This is a genomic window from Anseongella ginsenosidimutans, assembly GCF_008033235.1.
In the GTDB taxonomy this organism is placed as follows: domain Bacteria; phylum Bacteroidota; class Bacteroidia; order Sphingobacteriales; family Sphingobacteriaceae; genus Anseongella; species Anseongella ginsenosidimutans.
Window position 1 is genome coordinate 2,918,902 of record NZ_CP042432.1, and the last position, 17,352, is coordinate 2,936,253.

General features: G+C 48.8%; 15 protein-coding genes and 1 tRNA gene. 9 read left to right on the top strand and 7 right to left on the bottom strand.

Features of this window, described 5'->3' with window-relative positions; genetic code table 11:
• Nucleotides 1-48 precede the first annotated feature (48 nt).
• Genes queG through FRZ59_RS12025 form a run of 7 tightly spaced genes read right to left on the bottom strand, consistent with a single transcriptional unit; the run spans nucleotide 49 to nucleotide 8,601 of the window.
• Nucleotides 49-987, bottom strand: a complete 939-nt coding sequence (queG, locus tag FRZ59_RS11995; protein WP_132129181.1) for a tRNA epoxyqueuosine(34) reductase QueG — start codon at nucleotides 985-987, stop codon at nucleotides 49-51.
• Nucleotides 988-996: 9 nt separating this feature from the next.
• On the bottom strand, nucleotides 997-2,028 hold the full coding sequence (gene ruvB / locus FRZ59_RS12000; RefSeq protein ID WP_132129182.1) for a Holliday junction branch migration DNA helicase RuvB: 1,032 nt from the start codon (nucleotides 2,026-2,028) through the stop codon (nucleotides 997-999).
• 10 nt (nucleotides 2,029-2,038) lie between these two features.
• Complete coding sequence (locus FRZ59_RS12005) at nucleotides 2,039-2,773, bottom strand: polyprenol monophosphomannose synthase (RefSeq protein WP_132129183.1); 735 nt, start codon at nucleotides 2,771-2,773, stop codon at nucleotides 2,039-2,041.
• Nucleotides 2,774-2,814: 41 nt separating this feature from the next.
• Nucleotides 2,815-4,293, bottom strand: a complete 1,479-nt coding sequence (locus FRZ59_RS12010) for a peptide MFS transporter (protein WP_147698328.1) — start codon at nucleotides 4,291-4,293, stop codon at nucleotides 2,815-2,817.
• Nucleotides 4,294-4,326: 33 nt separating this feature from the next.
• Complete coding sequence (locus FRZ59_RS12015) at nucleotides 4,327-6,504, bottom strand: S9 family peptidase (RefSeq protein WP_132129186.1); 2,178 nt, start codon at nucleotides 6,502-6,504, stop codon at nucleotides 4,327-4,329.
• A gap of 4 nt (nucleotides 6,505-6,508) precedes the next feature.
• Nucleotides 6,509-7,432, bottom strand: a complete 924-nt coding sequence (locus FRZ59_RS12020; RefSeq protein ID WP_132129188.1) for a hypothetical protein — start codon at nucleotides 7,430-7,432, stop codon at nucleotides 6,509-6,511.
• Entirely contained in the window at nucleotides 7,429-8,601 is a 1,173-nt protein-coding gene (locus tag FRZ59_RS12025; protein WP_132129190.1) for an acetyl-CoA C-acyltransferase, read from the bottom strand. Before FRZ59_RS12025 ends, FRZ59_RS12020 begins: the two co-directional genes overlap by 4 nt.
• Nucleotides 8,602-8,729: 128 nt before the next feature.
• On the opposite strand from FRZ59_RS12025, the gene FRZ59_RS12030 reads away from it, so the two are divergent.
• From FRZ59_RS12030 to FRZ59_RS12070, 9 genes are all read left to right on the top strand, one after another.
• Nucleotides 8,730-10,748, top strand: a complete 2,019-nt coding sequence (locus FRZ59_RS12030; RefSeq protein WP_132129192.1) for an HD family phosphohydrolase — start codon at nucleotides 8,730-8,732, stop codon at nucleotides 10,746-10,748.
• Nucleotides 10,749-10,876: 128 nt separating this feature from the next.
• Nucleotides 10,877-10,966: transfer RNA gene (locus FRZ59_RS12035), tRNA-Ser, on the top strand.
• 376 nt (nucleotides 10,967-11,342) lie between these two features.
• On the top strand, nucleotides 11,343-11,867 hold the full coding sequence (locus FRZ59_RS12040; protein ID WP_132129194.1) for an energy transducer TonB: 525 nt from the start codon (nucleotides 11,343-11,345) through the stop codon (nucleotides 11,865-11,867).
• Between the two features lie 189 nt (nucleotides 11,868-12,056).
• Entirely contained in the window at nucleotides 12,057-14,486 is a 2,430-nt protein-coding gene (locus FRZ59_RS12045) for an ABC transporter permease (RefSeq protein WP_132129196.1), read from the top strand.
• Nucleotides 14,487-14,727: 241 nt separating this feature from the next.
• A complete protein-coding gene (locus FRZ59_RS12050) occupies nucleotides 14,728-15,159 on the top strand; it encodes a hypothetical protein (protein ID WP_132129198.1) in 432 nt (143 codons plus the stop codon).
• On the top strand, nucleotides 15,156-15,647 hold the full coding sequence (locus FRZ59_RS12055) for a nucleotidyltransferase (RefSeq protein WP_225975048.1): 492 nt from the start codon (nucleotides 15,156-15,158) through the stop codon (nucleotides 15,645-15,647). Before FRZ59_RS12050 ends, FRZ59_RS12055 begins: the two co-directional genes overlap by 4 nt.
• Before the next feature lie 51 nt (nucleotides 15,648-15,698).
• Nucleotides 15,699-15,983 (top strand): Imm27 family immunity protein, encoded by a 285-nt coding sequence (locus FRZ59_RS20015; protein ID WP_132129262.1) that lies wholly within the window; start codon nucleotides 15,699-15,701, stop codon nucleotides 15,981-15,983.
• A 72-nt stretch (nucleotides 15,984-16,055) separates the two neighbouring features.
• Nucleotides 16,056-16,901, top strand: coding sequence for a hypothetical protein (locus tag FRZ59_RS12065; protein WP_132129200.1), 846 nt, complete (start codon nucleotides 16,056-16,058; stop codon nucleotides 16,899-16,901).
• Nucleotides 16,902-16,985: 84 nt separating this feature from the next.
• A complete protein-coding gene (locus FRZ59_RS12070) occupies nucleotides 16,986-17,351 on the top strand; it encodes an iron chaperone (protein WP_132129201.1) in 366 nt (121 codons plus the stop codon).
• The last annotated feature ends 1 nt before the right edge of the window (nucleotide 17,352 follow it).

The following is a 17,352-nucleotide window of genomic DNA, read 5'->3' on the forward strand; positions in this document are numbered from 1 at the left end:
AAGGGACAATATAAACTACAGAGGTTATATTTGCAAAATATAAACGAATTAGCTTATATTATTGGGTCTTAAAAACCCTATATTTCGTTTCAGGCCCGAAAATTTTGTGCGTTTTACCGCGGACCCCCGGAAAACTTCCCGGAAGGTTTCTTCCGTGAGTTCTTCCCACTCCTGTTTTTTCATTCCCAGGAGATCGGGATGAGGGTCAAAGGCCGGCTCGGAATGCGGTTTGGAAAACCGGTTCCAGGGGCAAACATCCTGGCAGGTATCACAGCCGAACATCCAGTTTTCAAACTGCCCGTGGAAACCCTCCGGAAGCTGGTCTTTTAACTCAATGGTAAAATAGGAAATGCATTTGCTCCCGTCTATTTCGTAGGGCGCCGAAATGGCCTCTGTAGGGCAGGCGTCAATACAACGGGTGCAGGTGCCGCAATGGTCCGCCGCCGGGTTGTCGTATTCCAGTTCAAGATCGATGACCAGTTCAGCCAGGAAAAAGAAAGAGCCGGTTTGCTTATTGATCAGGTTGGTATTCTTTCCTGTCCAGCCCAGCCCTGAGCGCCGGGCCCAGGCCTTGTCCATTACCGGGGCCGAATCCACAAAAGCTCTTCCGCCTACTTCCCCGATCGCCGACTGGATAAAGAACAGCAGTTCCTTGAGCTTGTCCTTGATCACAAAATGATAGTCTTTTCCATAGGCGTAGCGGGATATCCTGGGCGCTTCCGGATCTTCCTGGGAGCGGGGTGTATAATAATTCAAGCCCAGGGAAATTACCGACCTGGCGCCCTCCACGAGCAGCCGGGGGTCCAGCCGTTTGTCAAAGTGATTTTCCATGTACTGCATACGGCCGTGCCGGCCTTCCCGCAGCCATTTTTCAAGCTGAACAGCTTCCTCCTCCAGGAAATCCGCCCTGGAAATACCGCAGAACAGGAATCCCAGCCTTTTGGCTTCCGCTTTGATCAATTTTGTATATGCCGCTGCCTGGTCCATCCTCCGCTTTCAATCCTCAAATAAGTTTCCCGTCCGTCCGTCTCTTTTAATGCCCAGGTGCGTATAAGTCATGGGGGTAGCTTCCCGTCCGCGGGGAGTGCGTTTGAGATAGCCTTCCTGTATAAGAAAAGGTTCGTACACCTCCTCGATAGTTCCTTCGTCTTCTCCCACGGCGGTAGCGATGGTCTTCAACCCTACAGGCCCTCCGCTGAATTTCTGAACAATGGTAGAAAGGATCTTATTGTCCATCTCGTCAAGGCCATGTTCATCCACGTTGAGCGCTTCCAGGGCATATTTGGCAATAGCGGTATCGATCTGGCCGGTTCCTTTGATCTGGGCAAAATCACGCGTGCGCCGCAGAAGGGCGTTGACGATACGGGGAGTGCCCCGGCTCCGGCGCGCTATCTCGTAGGCGGCTTCTTCCGTGATCACGGTTTTAAGAATACCTGCCGAACGGAGAACAATAGTAGTCAGTAATTTGGCATCGTAATACTCCAGGCGGGCGTTGATGCCGAAGCGGGCGCGCAGGGGAGCGGTTAACATGCCTGAGCGGGTAGTAGCCCCGATCAGGGTAAAAGGATTCAGGCTGATCTGTACAGAACGGGCATTCGGCCCGGTTTCCAGCATGATATCGATCTTGTAGTCTTCCATTGCGGTGTAGAGGTATTCCTCTACCACGGGACTTAAACGGTGAATTTCATCAATGAATAGTATGTCATTAGTTTCCAGGTTTGTAAGCAATCCGGCAAGATCGCCCGGTTTGTCCAGGACGGGGCCGGAGGTGACCTTTATGCCGGCGCCCATTTCGTTGGCAATGATATGGGCAAGGGTGGTTTTTCCCAGTCCCGGAGGGCCATGGAGCAGTATATGGTCCAGGGCCTCGCCGCGCAGCCTCGCCGCCTGTACAAATACCTGGAAATTATCAATTACCTTTTGCTGACCGGTAAAGTCATCAAAAACAGCGGGGCGCAATACCCGTTCTATCTCTTTCTCGGCATTGCTCAGGTTCCCGGGATCGGCATCTAAATACTGGTTTGACATCTTTACAAAGCTACGAAGAACGGCTGTATTTTCTGAACCAGCTGCCTATCTTCATTTTAATGACGCCCAGGGCGGCTTCCTTAAAAATTCCACGGCTCATTTTTGAAACGCCCTCGGTGCGGTCGGTGAAAATAATGGGTACTTCCACTACCCTGAAACCGTGCATAACGGCTGTAAATTTCATTTCTATCTGGAATCCGTAGCCGACAGATCGTATATTATCCAATTCAATAGCTTCCAGTACTTTCCGGTGGTAACATTTGAATCCCGCGGTAAAGTCCCGGATATCCATACCGGTGATAAAGCGCACATATACTGAAGCCGAATAAGACATGAGAACACGTCCCATGGGCCAGTTGACTACGTTTACTCCTTTGATATACCGTGAGCCCACCGCCACATCGGCGCCGTTTAAACAGGCTTCCCGAAGACGCGGCAGGTCATCCGGGTTATGGGAAAAATCCGCATCCATTTCGAAAACAAACTGGTAGGGACGGGCCAATGCCCACCTGAAGCCATGAATATAAGCCCTGCCCAGTCCCAGCTTGCCCTGGCGCTGCTCAAGGAATAATCGTCCCGGAAATTCCGGCATCAGCTTTTCAACGATTGCTGCCGTGCCATCGGGAGAACTGTCATCAATCACCAGGACGTGAAAAGGAACAACCAATGAAAAAACTTTCCTGATTATTTTCTCAATATTCTCTTTTTCATTGTATGTGGGGATCAGGACTATGCTATCAGACACGCTCAACGTTATTTAAGCGATAAAAATAGGATTTATATTCTTTATTTTACGTCTCCCATCAGTTTCCTCACAAAGGGGCTGGCCAGGAGGGCAATTATTCCGGCAGCGCCGATAAACATGGCGACCTTTGAGAACAAGGCCTGCGAGTCCAGTTCTTCAAGCTGGCCGGACAGAAGCCCTGCAAAGAGGTTGCCCAGGGCAGCGGCTACAAACCAGATACCCATCATTTGCCCTACGCGGCTTTTCGGGGCCAGCTTAGTCACAGATGAAAGCCCTACCGGGGAGAGGCAAAGTTCTCCGCAGGTATGAAAGAAATAAGTGACGATCAGCCAGGCGGGCGAAGCCAGGTTGCCCGGCCCGGAATTGGCTGCTCCCCAGCTGATCACAAAAAAACCTGCCGAAAGGCCAATGAGCCTCAGGGCGAATTTCAGCGGAGCGGAAGGGTTTGCGTTGCGGGCGGCGAGCCAGGTCCAGAGCCAGCCAAACACCGGGGCAAGCACGATAATGAAAATGGGGTTCACCGATTGCAGCCAGCTGGCGGGCACTTCCCAGCCGCCGACCATCCGGTTGGTGTCCTGATCGGCAAAAAGATTCAGCGAGGAGCCGGCTTGTTCAAAGCCCGACCAGAAGACGGCCGCCAGGATAAACAACCAGAAAATAACCCCCAGCCGCTTCTTTTCCGGGCCGGAATGGCCACCGGCAATAAATAAGTAAATAAAATAGATCAGTACCAGGATGAGAATGCCGTATCCAAGCCCGCTGGCAATGTCTTCCATGCTGAGCTGGAATATTCCCTGGTTCACCAGGTAGCCAAAGAGGACCAACAGCAGGATGGCGCTGCCGGCAATAAGGTAAAAATTACGATTTTTATTTTTGAACCGGGTAGAAGACGTGTCTTCGTCCAGTAACCCGGCGTTCCCAAGCAGTTTTGCCCCTGCCTTGTACTGGATCAGTCCCAGCACCATTCCGATGCCTGCCGCCGAAAATCCCGCGTGCCAGTTCCAGTTTTCGCCAAGTGCGCCGCAGATGATCGGCCCCAGGAAAGCGCCGGTGTTAATGCCCATGTAAAAAACAGAAAACCCTGCATCACGTCTGGCACCTCCTTCAGGATAAAGTTCCCCTACCATCGTGCTTACATTCGGCTTCAGCAAGCCGGTGCCGATGGCTATGAGTATCAGGCCCAGGAAAAAACTGACGTTCCCGGGGACGGCCATGCTAAAATGCCCGGCGGCGATAATGCAGCCCCCGACAAATACCGCCTTCCGCTGTCCCCATAAATTATCCGCGATCCAGCCTCCGGCCAGCGTGAGAAAATAGACCGATGCCGTGTAAAGACCGTAAATGGCAGATGCATGGGCGACACCCAGGCCCAGGCCAGGATTGCTTCCCAGCAGGGGAGTGGTCATGAAAAGCATCAGGAGGGCGCGCATGCCGTAATAACTGAATCGCTCCCACATCTCGGTGAAAAACAGGGTTATAAGGGCAACAGGATGCCCGAAGATCTTTCTTTCTTGTTCCATACGTGTTAGAATAGTTTTGGTTGATTGGTATAATTAAAGGTTTTCGAGGATAAAATCTGTGATCATCGTTTGCAAGTGATAACGATAGCGCACCCCATGATGCTCGTTGGGGTAAAAGAAGGACTGGAACTGCTTGCCGGCCTTGACCAGCGCTTCCGCCATTTCGACGGAATTCTGGAAATGCACATTATCGTCCGCGGTGCCATGGATGAGCAGATAATTTCCTTTCAGCTGATCGGCATAATGGATAGGGGAGTTCAGGTCGTAGCCGTCCTCGTTTTCCTGGGGTGTGCGCAGGTACCGTTCAGTATAAATGGAATCGTAAAAACGCCAGCTGGTTACCGGCGCCCCTGCAACCGCCGCCTTGAATACCTCAGCGCCGCGGGTAATGCAAAGAGAAGCCATATAACCGCCGTAGCTCCAGCCATAAATGCCAATCCGGGAGCCGTCCACATAGGATTGCGTGGCCAGCCATTCAGCGGCAGCTATCTGGTCTTCGGTTTCCATCTTGCCCAGGTTCAGGTAGGTCATTTTCTTAAATTCAGCCCCGCGTCCGCCCGTGCCGCGGTTGTCTACCGATACGACGATATAACCTTTCTGAGCCATCAGCTGGTACCAGAGATCGCCGCCGGCCCAGCTGTCAGTTACGGTTTGGCTGCCCGGCCCGCCGTATACGTACATGAAAACAGGGTATTTTTTGGAAGGGTCAAAATCCGGCGGCCTGATCATCCAGGCGTTCAGCATAATGCCGTCTTCGGCGGAGGGTATCTGCAGGAATTCCTTTTCTGCCAGGTCGTAATCCGAAAGCGTTTCCTTCAGGGTACTATTGTCTTCCAGCGTCCGCAGCACTTCTCCCTTGCGGTTGTTCACCGTCACGATGGTGGGAACGCCGGCGGCGCTGTGGTAGTTGATGAAGTAGGAGAAATCCGCGCTGAATACGGCATCGTTGCTTCCCTCACGATCGCTTAATTTCTTTTTGCCGGTGCCTTTCAGGGAAATGGAATAGATATCGCGCTGAAGGGGGGAATTTTCCGCCGACTGGAAATAAATGAGCTTGCGCTCCTCATCGATCCCGTACAGGGCCGTTACTTCCCAGGAACCGTCGGTCACCTGCCGGATGATCTCCCCGTCCATGCCATAGAGATAGATATGATTATAGCCGTTTCTTTCGCTGGTAAAAACGAAGCCTTCTCCATCCGAAAGAAAATGAAGGTCATCGTTTATACTAATATAGGTATCGCTTTCCCTGGTGAGCAGTAGCCGCGTCTGGCCGCTGGCGGCATCGGCCAAAAGGTATTCCAGTTTGTTCTGGTGCCGGTTCATCCGGAAAATACAAAGTTGGGACGGGTTTTGGGTCCATTTGATCCTTGGAATGTACTGGTTGGTTTCTTCGCCAATATCAGCTTTGACTGTTTTCCCGCTTTCAAGGTCATAGATATGGATGCTGACAACGGAATTCGCTTCTCCCGGCTTGGGGTATTTATATCGGTAATCGGTAGGGTAAAGCTGATCGTACACAGCAAAGTTGTACTGCTTTACCTCACTTTCATTGAATTTATAGTAGGCGATCTTCTTTCCGTCCGGCGACCAGAAAAATGCCCGTGCAAACTCGAATTCCTCTTCGTAAACCCAGTCGGTTCCGCCGTTGATAATATGGTTATATTTTCCGTCGCTGGTGATTTGTTTTTCTTCCCCGGTTTTCAGGTTTTTGATGAATAAGTTGTTATCTCGTACAAAGGCTACGCGGGAGGCGTCCGGCGAAAAGTTGGCGTATTTTTGACGGCCCTTTTCCGAAAGGGGAGTGATGCTGCCGTCTTTTCTGTCGTAGATAAAGTTATTTTCAATGGTTGAGCGCCGGTAAATGGGCTCCACGTCTGTTTTCAGCAGGATCTTGCTTTCTTCGCTGCTGAACGTTCCGCTTGCGGGCAGCTGAATGCCTTCGTATTTCAGGGAGGCGCTTCGTAAAATGGTGTCGGTGGCTTTCCCGGTTTGGTATTCATACTGAACCAGGTACATCTCGCCGGTTGCGGGATCGCGTTCCACGGAACTGAAATGCTTGCCGTCTTTCATGGAATTCAGGCCGTATACGGATTCTGTCCTGAATTTACCTTCCACGTAGATGTCTTCCAGGCTTAATTCTTTTTTGCCGGTTTGGGCGAAAAGCGCGCAGGAAGAGCCGGCCAGTAACAAGGTGAGTATTTTTTTCTTCATGATACTAATTGTCTTCCGGAAGTTTGGACGCAGGCGCATCCCGCATCTTTTCCGGGTCGTTGAAAAATTTATCCAGGTTGTTTCTATCGTTTTGCAGTTCCAGATCCTCGGTCAGATGCCATTGGCCGTTCTGCAGGGCAAAGCCGTCGTAAGAGAGATCAGGCCCGTAAAATTCGTAATTTCCTTTTTGACCCTCCGAGAAAGGTACCAGGTGGTCAAATATGATGGTTTTTTTTTCCGGAAGGTAGTCCAGCATCATTGACGCCTTGCTGCTGTACTGGAAGAGGATCCTGTTTTTGACCCCTTCTTTCGTATGGAAAACCGGCATGCCGAATACGGGCTTCCCCTGCCGGAAATGCAATACATCGATCACGCGGCGGGACACGGCCGGGCTTCCGCCGCTCCAGCCCAGCAATACGTGGTATTTCTGTTCGCCTGCCTTCACGGGAATGATCCTGTAGTAATAGGCCCCGTACCAGGACTCGTAGGAGGAGACGGTGTCTTCGGGACGATGAAACTCGCTCGCGTGGTCTACCAGCCCGAATAGTTTTAATTCCGGTTCATTCATTTGAATGGCGCCGTAAAAACGTTGAGAGGAATTTCCCCGGTCCACATACCAGCTCATAATCCTGAAAGAATTATCATCTGCATACAGGATACGCATATTTTTCACTGAATCAAAACCAAAGGAGTAAGAATCAGGCTCCTGCAGCGCTTCCACAAGGATTTTTATGAACTGGTAATTGGCTTCTATCCGTTCCGGGCTGAAGGAGGATGTCATGATCTTTTTACCCAGGGAAGCCAGGGTATCCTGATAGGATGCTAAGCGGGCGTTGCCAGCCTGCTGTCCTTCCGCGCCGGCAGCCAGTAGTATAAAAATGATAAGTAATCCAAAGCCTTTCCGCATACGTTTGTTTCTGATGATCACAGCCGCCCGATGACTATGGCCGAAGCGCCCCCGCCGCCGTTACAGATACCTGCGGCTCCTATCTTTCCTTCCCGCTGTTTTAATACCGAAAGCAGCGTAACCAGGATGCGCGCGCCTGAGCAGCCGATGGGGTGCCCGAGTGAAACTGCTCCTCCGTTCACGTTTACCCGCTCCGGATTCAGTTTCATTTCACGGTTATTGGCCAGGGCTACCACAGAAAAGGCTTCGTTGATCTCGTAAAAATCAACTACTTCCGCCTGCATTCCTGCCTTATGAAGGGCGAGGGGAAGGGCCCTGGCGGGCGCCGTAGTAAACCATTCGGGCGCCTGCTGCGCATCCGCGAAGGAGTGAATGCGTGCAAGCGGGCGTATTCCCAGTTCCCGGGCCTTCCGGGCGCTCATTAAAACCAATGCGGCAGCGCCGTCATTTATCGTTGAAGCATTTGCAGCAGTAACCGTTCCGCTTTCTTGAAACACCGGCGATAATGCCGGTATCTTTTCAAACTTTACGGTTCCCGGTTCTTCATCTTCGCTGATCAGCAGGCTCCCTTTTTTTGTACTTATCTCTACCGGAACGATCTCTTCTTTGAATAGTCCTTTTTCCTGCGCGTTCAGCGCGCGGCGGTAGGAGGCAATGGCATAAGCATCCTGCTCTTCACGGCTGATCCCGCACTCCGCGGCGCACAATTCCGCCGCATTGCCCATATGAAAATCATTGTATACGTCCCATAATCCATCAGACAGGATGCCGTCACGCACCTGCTGGTGCCCCAGGCGGTAACCCGTCCGGGCCTTGTCCAGGTAGTACGGCACATTGCTCATGCTTTCCATTCCGCCTGCGACCACTACTTCGTTTTCGCCCGTCATGATGGACTGCGCAGCAAGCATGACGGCTTTCATTCCGGAAGCGCATACTTTATTAACTGTTGTGGCGGGGATTAGCGGCAACCCGGAGAACGTTGCTACCTGTGTGGCAGGCGCCTGGCCTTCGCCGGCTGTCAGCACGTTTCCCATGAATAATTCCTGCACCTGCTCCGGTGAGATGCCCGCGCGTTCCACTGCTGCCTTCACCGCAATGGCGCCCAGTCGGGTTGCGCTGAGGCTGGAAAGACTTCCCCCGAAGCTCCCGATAGGAGTACGGGCAGCCCCTGCAATGATGACTTCTTCCATTTAATAGTGCTTTATTGATTGTTAACGCCGCAATTTATATAAAAATATAATACTTTTGATATATGTTCAGGTCAGGCCTCTCCAGGTTATTCAGGTTGAGAAATGCAAATCTTATCAGATTTGTCCTCATGCTTTTATGCGTAGTGGCCATTGTGACGGCCCTGCCCAGGGAAAAACGCTTTAAATACGAATACGAAAAGGGAAAGGTGTGGATGCATCCCGATTTTTACGCTCCTTTTTCCTTCGCAATAGAAAAAACGCCGGAAGAACTCGAAGCTGACCGGCAAGAGGTCCTGAATGATATTCTTCCCGTCTACCGCAAAGTTGGCTATATAGGGGAGCGGAATATCGAAAGCTTTAAGCGAAGCTTCGACCTTTTATGGAAATCGAAATACGCCTCCAACCCCAACCGCAGCTCCAACCTGAAAGCCGGGCTGCAGCTGCTGGAAGAGTTTTATAACACAGGTATTATTGATCCTGCGGCCGGGCCCGGAAACCGGAAACGCGGGAATTCCCTTACCCTGGTGGAAAATAATGTGGCAGGTAACGTAAACCTGTCCGCGCTTTATACCCATGAGAAGGCCCTGGCCTTTGCCAATGTCCGCCTTGAAAAATATGCCGAAACCGATAAGGATTTCCTGATGGAGATCATCGAAGATCACCTGCAGCCCAATGTGATCTTTGACGAAGCCCTGACCACGAAGCTGGAGCAGGAGGCCCTGAGCAGCATTTCCCAGAAGCGCGGACTGGTTCAGAAGGGCGAACTTATTGTCCGCAAAGGTTCGGTGGTGACCGACGAGGTCTACCAGCGGCTGAATTCCATCAAAAACCAATATCAGCGGTCCATTATTTTTTCCGGAGACAGGCGTATCATCATGCTGGGGCAGTTCCTGCTCGTGGCCACGCCCATGGCCCTGATCATGCTGTTCCTTTATTATTTCCGGAGGGATGTTTTCAAGGATTATCGCAAACTGCTGCTGGTATTGCTGATCGTTGCCGTCATTCTGTCCATCCTTTCCTGGATACTGAAGACCACCACGCTCGATATTTACCTCATTCCCTACTGTATCGTTCCCATCATCATCCGGCTGCTGTTTGATTCCCGGATGGCGCTGAATATCCACCTGCTGGTGGTTACCCTGGCCGGTTTCCTTGTCCCGAACGGCTTTGAATTCGTATTTCTGCAGGTCACGGCCGGAATGACCGCTATCTACAGCATCCGGAACCTGCTCCGCCGCTCACAATTCCTGCTGTCATCCCTGCTCATTCTGCTGACCTATTACGTCGCCTTCCTGGGCCTTTCTATCACTCATGAAGGCAGTTTTCAGAATATAGAATGGCAGAAATTCCTTATTTTCATGATCAGCGTGGTATTATCCCTGCTGGCCTATCCGCTTATTTACCTGTTTGAAAAGCTGTTCGGGATTACCTCGGAGATCACCCTCATGGAGCTGACCAATACTAACAGCCCGATACTGCGCGATCTTGCTTTCAATGCCCCCGGCACCTTCCAGCATTCCCTGCAGGTAGCCAACCTGGCGGAAGCGGCCATTTATAAAATAGGAGGGAACGCCCTTCTGGTTCGCGCCGGCGCCCTTTACCACGATATTGGCAAAATGAAAAGCCCTTCCTACTTCAAGGAGAACCAGAATAAAGGCTACAATCCCCACGATAAACTGACCTATGACGAAAGCGCCCGCATCATCATCCGCCACGTAACGGATGGCATTGCCATGGCCCGCAAAAAGAGTATTCCGGAAGATATCGTCAATTTTATCCAAACCCATCACGGAACAACCCGCGTGGACTATTTCTATCAATCCTTCCTGAAAAATTTCCCGGACCGCATCATGGACGAACAAATTTTCCGTTATCCCGGCCCCATCCCCTTCACCAAGGAGCAGGCCGTCCTCATGCTGGCCGACTCCGTAGAAGCCGCCTCCCGGAGCCTGAAAGAACCCAACGCCACAAACATAGAATCCCTGGTTGACCGCATAGTCGATTACAAAATCGAACAAAACCAACTGGTAAACAGCGACATCACCCTGCGCGACATCGCCACCATCCGTTCCATCTTCAAAGAAATGCTGATCAGCATCTACCACGCCCGCATCGAGTACCCGAAAGCAGCCAGCGAAATAAATTAATTCCCCCTACATTTTTGGCCGGAAATTATCAAAATTCCCTATATTTGCATTCCTTTCGCCAAACCGCAAAAGCAGCGCCCACGCCGCCCGCCAGCAAAGCGCACAAACCGGTCCGGCAAGGAAAAAAAGGAGAGGTGCCTGAGTGGCCGAAAGGAACAGTTTGCTAAACTGTCGTACTGGAAACGGTACCGGGGGTTCGAATCCCCCTCTCTCCGCCAAGCATCAATTTTTTCCCCGCCACCGGCGGGGTTTTTTATTTTTGGAGCGTTGACGAAGCTCGCTTCGGCAAAAGCGGAAAAAATAAAAAATAGCGCGCCTTCGCGCGCAAAAAAAATTGATAGCTTGAACCGCTCCCCCCTCAGGGGATCAACGGAGGCGCCCCCGGCGCCGTAGTTAATCCCCTTTCCCCCCAACGAGTCAGAAGGCGAGCGCAGCGACGCCGGATTTATTCCTCAGTAATTCATAACAGTTGTCTTTCTGGTCAAGAAAAATTATAATTGTAATAACTGATACTTGAAGATAAACTTTTGCGTGTTTTTAACCTGATCAACGCTATGCCAACCGAAGTAGGGGTGATATGTCAATAAGGAGAATATGAATAGAATTATCCTATCAACTCTGCTATCTATACTTTGTCATTCATCTTTGCTGGCACAAAAAGATGGAAATCTACTTGGATTTAAAGACGGCGATATACAACTTGCCAAGTTTCTTATAAAAGAAACAAATTATCCCGGCCCAGAAGTGAATACTGACGAGATACACTCGTCAGTGTTAGTAATGCTTAAATTTAGGGTTACAAAAGATGGATCAATTGACAGTATCCAGGTTCTAAATCCCTTGCCAACTGACGAGATGTTTGTCAAAGCGGCAAAAGAAGGTCTTTTAAGTACCGGGGGAATGTGGTCGCCTCGTAGTACAGCAGAAACAATTATTATTCCGTTCGTTTTCGTTTTAGAGGAGCGGGAAAGACGTGTCATAAAACGCGATAGCAAATATAATATGAACTTAAATGATTATTTGGCTAGAATACAAGCTGGTGGTGAAAGTGTGTATGCAGCTAAAATATTAATTCCTGTATACATACATGGGTTTTGGGAAAAACCGCCGATACACTAGCGAGCTTAATAACTCCTTGTCTTTATGAAGGATCATCGATTGTTGTTAAATCAATTAACCTGTCCGTTTCCGGACAAGCTTGTCCATTATCGAACACTTTCCCAGAAGTTAAAAGGGCCAAATTAGGTCCTTCAGGACGCTTTTAAGCGTGGCAGCGTTCTTGCAGTTTAACGGAAAAGCGCCTGAACCATGCTCAAAAATTATTTCAAGATCGCAATTCGCAGCTTAGTAAACCAGCGTGGCTATTTCTTGATTAATATTGCTGGGCTATCCGTCGGCATCACGTGTTGTCTGCTCATCTTTCAGTATGTAGCCTTCGAATACAGTTTTGACGATTTCAATGAAAACGCCCCAAATCTTTACCGTGTTAACGTAACCACCGTGAGCAGCGGAGACGATCCAAATACCACTCCCACCTTTGGATGGGCGATGGCTCCCATGATGGCGCAGGAGACGCCTGAAGTCATGCGCTTCGCGCGGTTGCATCCGGAGTATGACAATGCCATTGTTTCTAATCCTACTCAGCCGGCTAAAGCGTTTGAGGAGGAAGGGGTGTACTATGCTGACCCTGCATTTTTACAGATGTTTTCCTATCCGCTGATTTCCGGTGATCCATCCCTAGCGCTTACCGAGCCAGAAACGATTATTTTATCAGAGTCTGTGGCTAAAAAATACTTCGGCAGCAAAGATCCTATGGGACAAACGCTTGATGTAAGGGGCTGGATCAGTGGAAAATTCCGGGTGAGCGGTATTTTTCGTGATATTCCGGTTAATTCGCATCTTCAATTCGATATTCTACTCCCAATGGCCGATCTGTTACAGAAAAGCCAACAATATAAAGATCCTATATCAGGCTGGGACTGGAAAAATTTCATCACGTATGTACAATTACATCCAGAGATAAATGTAGCAGCGGTCGAACAGAAGTTCACAGATGTGATACTTGAGAACAAGGAAGCAGATTGGCGGCCAACAAAAACCACGGCAAATGTAAATTTACAGCCTGTATGGGATATTCATCTGAATAAAGACATAGCCGCCCCGAAAGCAACTATGGGCAGTTACCGGACCGTTTATTTCTTCATCATCATTGGTTTGATTACGCTGCTGATCGCGCTTGTCAATTATATTAATCTGGCCACGGCGCGGGCGCTTAACCGAGCGCGGGAGGTCGGAGTCCGGAAGGCGATCGGGGCCGGGAAGAAACAGCTAATTATTCAGTTTCTGTGTGAATCGGTAGTCACACTCCTCATAGCTACTACGCTTGGCATTAGCCTGGCTGCTTTACTAATACCGGCTCTTAGCAAGGTAGCGGATACAACCATTACTCACCCTTTGTGGACCGGCCCACATTTCTGGACGGTTTTTCCGGGCATCTTCTTGTCAGCAACGTTGCTTGCCGGCCTATATCCAGCCTTTGTCCTCTCCTCCTTCAAGCCTGTAGCCGCGCTTAAGGGAAAAGCCGGCACATTTGCCGCCGGAGCAAGATTGCGACGTGGGCTTGTTGTATTCCAGTTCGCCGTCTCTATTGTAATGCTGGTGGGAACCATGATCGTACATTCACAACTCAACCATATGCGGAATATGGACCTGGGTATGAACCTGGAACAAATCCTTACCGTACCCAGCCCGCGATTTCTCCCTGATGACACGAATAAGACGGACAGAATTGCACCCTTCCTTCAAGAGTTGCGCCAACTTCCTGGTGTTTGGCAAACTGCTACTTCAGGTTCTGTTCCCGGACGCGATTTTTCCTTCACCGGAACATTTCGTAAAGCCATGGACGATCCGTCTGCAAATGTAAGCGTTTCTGGCGGGCCAATCGATACCAACTTCCTCAGTCTTTATGGCATAGAGCTAGTGGCTGGAGATCTTACTGAAATTTCCTATAGCATTCCAGAGGGTGCCACTCCTCCCATGCTGATTAATGAGACGGCTGCTCTTTCCCTCGGCTTCGACAAACCAGCAGATGCTTTGGGTGAAAAACTAACCTTTGGCCGGGTGGCTGGTGTTTTGAAAGATTTCAACTGGTCATCGGGGCACCAAGCGCGTGGAAATATCATGTTCCAACTCTTCCAGCGCAATTCCCAAATTTCTATTAAAGTGAATACCGCGAATCTGTCTCAGACGATCACCTCGATAGAAGAGATCTATAGACAGCATTTCCCGAGCAATCCCTTTCAGTACGCATTCGTTGATGAGCAATTCGAGCAGCAGTACAAGAATGACCAGCGTTTTGCCCGACTTTTTGCGATATTTACCACATTGGCTATTTTTATTGCCTGTTTAGGTCTGTTCGGCCTTACTGTTTTTTCTGTCAGGCAGCGTACCAAAGAGATTGGTATCCGAAAAGTGATGGGCGCGTCGATAAGCAATGTAGTAGCTCTTCTTTCCGGGGATTACATCAAACTAGTGCTGATTGCCTCTGCGATTGCTACCCCCATTGCCTGGTATGTGATGAATCGCTGGCTGGAAGATTTCGCTTATAGAATAGAAATTCGGTGGTGGATATTTGCACTCGGGGCAACTTTATCTGTGGGCCTTGCCTTGCTCACTATAAGCTTTCAATCAATAAAAGCGGCGCTGATGAACCCGGTGAAATCACTAAGATCTGAATGAAAAACACAGACTCATGTTGAAAAACGATTTCAAAATTGCCTGGCGCAACCTAGATGGGCTTTAATAAGGAGCAGGTGGTAGCCCCGACAGGTTATGCTTTTTTAGGTCCAAACTTTTTAAGTCCTCATGCTGACAGCTCAAATTAAAACCCCGGCTTGTACCGGGAATTGCGTAAACGACTGAACAGCCTAGTTGATGAGAAATGACCAATATTTGACGAATATTTGTTATATTTGTCAATATGAAAAAGATTGGTAGCAAAGATAAACGGGTAGTTGTTCTGCAATGGAAAGAACCGGCCGGTACGAGGGTGGAGGTTTTCTCCAACCTAAAGAACCTCTGCTTGAATTATCCTGAGTTTAATTATAACACGTTAAATAACTACCTGGGCAAGGGGAGGACGGCTTATGAGAAAGATCACGTAAAGATCGAGCGGAAAACCGTGCTTACCAAGCCAGACATGCCTGCTACGATCACAAAAAGAAGCATTGCGCCGGTAGTACGAACGGTGAAGCTGCACGAGGCTAATGATAGCGAGCGTGATTTGATTTATTGGCTTGCTCAGCCCCCTAAAAAGCGCCTTGAAGCAGTTGCTTTTATCGTATCTCAATCCCTGACAAAAAACCAAAGAATGGATAAGACTTCCATAAGAACCGTAAAAATCAATGAATGATACTGGCAAAAGATTTTGAGGATTTTATCGCGCTGTTGAATAAGCATCAGGTAGATTATATGGTTGTTGGCGGATATGCCCTCGCTTTGCACGGTGCGCCCAGGCATACCGGGGATCTGGATATTTGGATTGACGTATCTAAAGAGAATGCTATCCGTTTAATGCAAGTGATCCGGAACTTTGGAATGGGCTCGTTAGGCCTGACCGAGGAAGATTTTTTAAAGCCGGGGTATATTACTCAAATCGGTTATCCTCCGTTACGAATCGATATCTTAAATGAAATCGACGGAGTCACATTTGGAGATGCCAGAAAGAACAGGCAACAGGTAGATATGGATGGGCAAACGCTTTTCTATATCGGCCTTCAGGATTTTATACAGAACAAAACGGCTTCAGGCAGAAAAAGAGATCTACAGGATATCAGGGAGATCAAGGGGAAACCCCTAAAGCCAACACAAAACCGGGGAAGGGAGGGACATGGCCTTTAGGCGTGAATGCCCCTCACACCAAACCATGTAGATGGCTACCAATAAAAGTGGCTGGGATATCTTTACCAAGACCCTGAAGACAATAGGTATTGGGAGCTAACCTTCCCTCAAAGTGAGATGCATGGTGGTGGACCTCCTCATCTAACTAGTTGTCGGAACCTGAAGCAAGTGATAAATATTTCTTTAAATGACCAGGGAATAGACATAGATACTTTGCGTGTAAGAGACAGTACAAAGGTTGGTTATTATCGGCACTTTACCTTTTATATTGACGGGGTAAAACAGAACGTTTTAGGGAAAGAAGCCGACGGCTGGAGACAATCGGTTTTTTACTAAGTCTGGCTTGAAAAAGATCCGTCATTGTGAGGAATCAGGATCATATTAATACATAGGAAACACGTTTCAATTATGAAAAATTACACAATACTGGTATTCCTGATATCCTTTAGCCTTGCCGCACCCTCCCTGGCACAAAACGCCAGCGAAGTAAAGCAAAAGTATATATTGGCACCGACTTCCAGCATAGTCCCTATGTATGAAACAGTAATTTCTGACACACACTACAGGATTGCGGTGGATGATTATGTGAAACGCTTATATATATCGTGCAATGACCCCAATTTCAAGATTGACGGTAAGCCGGTTATCGATCGTCCCTTGTCTTCGTTCAAGAACAAAGATGAGGCGAAGTTAATAATGGGCTGGGGGCATTACCTTATGATGGACGACAACTGGTATGCAGCTTTCGATTTTAAAGATCTAAATGATGATTCGAAGGTCTGGTCGGTTTTTCAATATGATATGGGCAAAGATCAAAAAAAACTTGAACAGGGTAAAAAGGAGCGATTGCAAAACAGTTATCAGCGTATGATGGTCTCCGTCCCAAGGGAAGGTGAGTACATGATCTCGCATGCTGCGGAAATAGACGGTATTAAATATGATATCGCAGTGGATAATATTTTGAAATCTTTGTACGTGCAAACAAGCGACCCGGATTTTAAATTGGATGGTAAAGCTATCATTGGTCAGCCGTTGTCTTCTTTCGAAAATAGACAGAATGTTCGATATATGAGCAACTGGGGGAATTACTTAAAGCTCGATGATCATTGGTATGCGATGTTAGGAAAACAATATGGCATTGATGATGACGCGAAGGTCTTGTTTGTGTTCCAGTATGATATGGAAAGGGAAGAAAATAAGCTCCAACAGATTAGAAAAGAGAATTTGGAACGGTTAAAAAGCAGTAGCCGTTAACACCCCGCGTTCTTGCAAAAATTACCGCCGCAGTGAAGGTGATCCCGCCGCTTTATTTATTAATTTAGGTCAAACTTTATCACAATGGCTAAAACCGATTTTAAAACAATTGACGAATACCATCGCACTTTCCCGGCTGAAGTGCAGGAAAGAATGCAGCAGATCCGCAAAGTGATCAAAGAGGTAGCGCCCGACGCGGAAGAAGTGATCAGCTACCAGATCCCGGCTTTTAAATATAAAGGATACCTGATATATTATTCGGCCTATGCTAAACATATTTCGCTTGCAAGCCCCTGGAGCGAAGCCTTCTTAAAAGAATTTGAGCCCGAACTGAAAAAACTGAAAGTGACCAAATCTGCTATCCAGCTGCCGGCTAAGAACGAATTGCCCCTGGGCCTGATAAAGCGGATGGTGTCGTTCAGAAAAAAAGAGAATGATCAAAAGATATAAA